Below are 1,352 nucleotides of genomic sequence, written 5' to 3' on the forward strand. Positions count from 1 at the left end.
CACCGACACGCCCGTCACGGCCATCGCCCGCACCGTGGAAATCAACCTGCGGCACTTGCTGGACGAAGAAACCGTGCCCGCTCCGCTGCCCGCCGAGGCGTTTTATTTGATGTAAGGGCACCCGGCCGCGGGGTGTCCGTGCACGAGACAGTCCTGCCCGATGCGTTCGCCGGGCCCCCGGCAGCGGGGGGCGAACCGCTGCCCCCTCGGCGCTCGTTGCGCCGGAGGGCGTGCCCGTTCTCCTGGTCCTCGTCGTGCACCCGCAGCACCTCCCACTGGGTGGCCCCGTGGTCGAGGAAAGCCCGGCGCACGGCCCCCGTGCGCGGCCGGTTCCGGGGCCACGGGTCGGTCACCTAATCCCGCTCCTTTATCGCCGCCAAAGAAGCCGGGCAGTGACGTAAGCGGTACCAGGTGTCGGCGGGCCAGGCAGGGTCGCCCCGGAAGGTTTCGACCGGGGAGCATTGCTTGCTCACCCGCTGGCGGGCCTGCTTTTTCTGGCTTCTTGCCTCATACAAGATACGCCCGCCCCAACGTTTGCGGGCGATTATACCAGTGAGCAGCAAAGAATGCAGGGACAGCCATCCGGAGGTCAATACGTGCCCAAAATAAGGCTCGTTTTACTAAACAGAGTGTGTTTAGGGCGCAACCCTTTGTGTAGGGGCGAGCAGTTTCCGGAATTTATGGCCTCCTAGGACTCTTTGCACTGGATTCAGTGAACCGGCTTGCTGAACTTAAGCTGGCCCGTAACGAGGGCCATCGCGCTTGCCAGCACCTTGACAAAGCGGCTGCACCAATCCCGACTAGTCGCCCCTGCGCCCCTGCCGACGGCGTGGCCTACCGGTACCGGCAGCTGCCGGCCAGGACGGCTGGTTTGCCCGCCCCGTGAACCTTTCCTCCGGGCAGCGTCTTGCTACCCGTTGGACCAGGCCAAATAGGCAAGTGCCGGGGGCTGGTTCTTCCCTCCCTTTGAAACCAAAACAAGCAGCACCGTTCCCGCATGAGACAGTTAAAAATCAGCAAGCAGATCACCAACCGCGAAAGCCAGTCGCTGGACAAGTACCTGCAGGAGATTGGCAAAGTGAGCCTGGTGTCGATCGACGAGGAAGTGGACCTGGCCCAGCGCATCCGCGAAGGCGACCAGCTGGCCCTCGAAAAGCTGACCAAGGCCAACCTGCGCTTCGTCGTGTCGGTGTCCAAGCAGTACCAGAACCAGGGCCTGACCCTGGGCGACCTCATCAACGAGGGCAACCTGGGGCTGATCAAGGCGGCCAAGCGCTTCGATGAGACGAAGGGCTTCAAGTTCATCTCGTACGCCGTGTGGTGGATTCGCCAGAGCATCCTGCAAGCCCTGG

The 1,352-nt window shown here is 63.2% G+C and carries 1 protein-coding gene; it reads left to right on the forward strand.

Annotated features, from left to right (window positions below):
* Positions 1 to 997: 997 nt before the first annotated feature.
* Positions 998 to 1,352 (forward strand): sigma-70 family RNA polymerase sigma factor (locus tag ACP7AJ_RS21150; protein WP_426062221.1); only part of this gene is annotated, 355 nt, incomplete at its 3' end.

Origin of the sequence: Hymenobacter sp. B1770, from assembly GCF_049896385.1 — a bacterium.
Taxonomy (GTDB): Bacteria; Bacteroidota; Bacteroidia; order Cytophagales; family Hymenobacteraceae; genus Hymenobacter.